This window comes from Pseudomonas sp. AGC41 (genome assembly GCF_057334555.1).
This window is the reverse complement of record NZ_JBHFJB010000072.1, coordinates 1,328-3,788: the sequence shown is the minus strand read 5'-3', so window position 1 is coordinate 3,788 and position 2,461 is coordinate 1,328. Positions and strand designations below refer to the sequence as shown.

2 protein-coding genes are annotated in these 2,461 nt (G+C 61.4%); both read left to right on the top strand.

All coding sequences use genetic code 11. The features are described from left to right. Positions 1-376, top strand: a 376-nt coding sequence (locus ACE04F_RS13535) for a hypothetical protein (protein WP_486107401.1), incomplete at its 5' end; no start/stop codon positions are given. A gap of 177 nt (positions 377-553) precedes the next feature. Beyond that, positions 554-2,461, top strand: a 1,908-nt coding sequence (locus ACE04F_RS13530; RefSeq protein WP_486107399.1) for a type VI secretion system Vgr family protein, incomplete at its 3' end; no start/stop codon positions are given.

Genomic DNA, 2,461 nt, shown 5'->3' with positions numbered 1-2,461 from the left:
ACGCGGCGACTCCCAACGCCTGGTCGTGCGCAACTACCGGCACGACGCAGCCGGTCAACTGACCCGCATCGACGACACCCGGCGCGGTGCACTGAGCTACCGCTACGATCCGCTCGGTCGCCTACTCGTCGCACAGACCATCAGCGGCGAAGAGACCTTCGCCTTCGATCCAGCCAGCAACCTGCTGGACCCACAGGCACCGCGCCGTCCCAATCAATATGTCCCGAACAAACTGCTGGACAACCTGCTCCGCGACTACGTCGGCACTCACTACAGCTACGACGAACGCGGCAACCTGAAGGAGCGCCTGCACAACGGCAAGAAATCCGACTTCACCAAGGATCTCCACGACCGCATGACCGGTCCAGAAAACTAAGGTTATTGTCGACCAAGGTAAAAATGGTCCTGCCCAAGCGCGATGTCAGGCAATACGTTTGTTTCCTGCAACTTTTGCCACGTCGGCTGTAAGGCAAATCTGTTTTTTTAGCTACAAGGTCAGATCCATCCAGGCTCATGCAGAATCGCTCGCCTCCCTTTCGCAGAGGCACATCGGATGTTCGCGCCTGCCAACTCGCCACGTTTTACGCTGACATTCGACAGCGGCCCGAATGACTTGCAGGTCCTTGAGTTCAAGGGCACGGAAGCCGTCAGCCAGCCCTATCGCTTTGATCTGGAGCTGGTCAGTGAGCGGCCCGATCTGGTGCTTGAAGATTTATTGCACCGTCAGGCTTATCTGCGCTTCGATCACCAAGGTGGCGGGATACATGGCCAGATCTATAGTGTGGCCCAAGGCGATTCGGGCGAGCGGCTGAGCCGTTATCAGGTCAGTCTGGTGCCTCGCCTGGCCTACTTGCGACATCGCATCAACCAGCGGATTTTCCAGCACCTGAGCGTGCCGGACATCATCGCCCGCGTGTTGAAGGACCACGGTATCCTCGCCGATGACTGCCAGTTCAGTCTTGGCGGGCAATACCCCGAGCGTGAGTACTGCGTGCAGTACAGCGAAAGCGATCTGGTTTTCATCGAGCGGATTTGCGCCGAAGTTGGTATTCACTATCACTTTCGACACAGCCCTGACGGCCATTTGCTGGTGTTTGGCGATGATCAGACAGTGTTCCCGCGCTTGCCCGAATCCACTTTGTATCTGCCCGGCAGCGGCATGGTTGCCACCGAGCCGGTCATCAGGCGTTTGGCTGTGCGGCTCCATACCCACGCCAGCGCTGTGACGTTGCGCGACTACGATTTTCGCAAGCCGGGCCTCTCGTTGCAGGCGGACATCGATAATCAGCAACTTCCCGTCCTTGAGCACTATCGCTACCCAGGTCAGTTCACCGACCGCGACGATGGCCAGCACCTGGCCCGACACGCGCTCCAACGGCAGGCGGCCGCAGGGTGCCTGGCGGAGGGCAGCAGCGATGACAGCGCTTTCGCCAGTGGCTGTTTCATGCATATCAAGGAGCATCCCCAGGCGCAATGGAACGATCTCTGGTTGCTGACGCAGGTTGATCATCACGGTCGCCAGCCGCAGGTACTGGAAGAAACAGCGCTGGTCGGCGCGGCTGAGTTCCAGGGCTACCGCAATAGCTTCCTCGCGACGCCGTGGGAAGTGTTCTTTCGTCCGCCATTGCACCACACGAAGCCGTCGGTCAACGGCTACCAGCCTGCGGTGGTGACCGGCCCGGTGGGCAGCGAGATCCATTGCGACGCGTTCGGGCGGGTCAAGGTGCAACTGGTCTGGGATCGCGACGGTAAGCGTGACGAGCATTCCAGCTGCTGGCTGAGGGTGGCTACCGGTTGGGCACACGATCACTACGGCGGCGTGATGATTCCCCGAGTCGGCATGGAAGTGCTGGTGGGCTTCATGGACGGTGACGTGGACAAGCCGCTGGTGGTGGGCTGCCTGCCGAACGGTGCCAACCCGGTGCCGCTGGACCTGCCGGCGGACCAGACCCGCAGCATATTGCGCAGCCAGAGCAGCCCCGGTGGCGGTGGCTACAACGAGTTGCGCATTGAAGACCGCAAGGGCGCCGAGGAAATCTACCTGCGGGCCCAGCGCAACTGGACCCAGCACGTGTTGCACGACCAGCGCGTGCAGGTCGATCACGAGCGCAGCATCGTGGTCTCCGGCTTGTCGCGGCATGAACTGCAGGATGACGAACAGCGCATCACCGCAGGTCGGCGTCAGGTCGAGGTCCGCCAGGACGATCACCTGCTGGTCACCGGCGATCGGCATATCCGCGTGGCCAACCAGGCCATCAGCGCCGTGGGAGGCTTTCATGTCAGTGCCGGCCGGCAGATCGTGTTGGAGAGTGGTGCCAGCGCGACCATCCAGGCCGGTGGACACTGGATCAATATCGGTCCGGGCGGAATCTTCAGCAGCGTGCCGATCCAGGTCGGTGGTGCGCCCATGGCTGTCATGGGAGCCGAGGTCATCGCACCCGGCGCGGCGGAAAAACTCGCC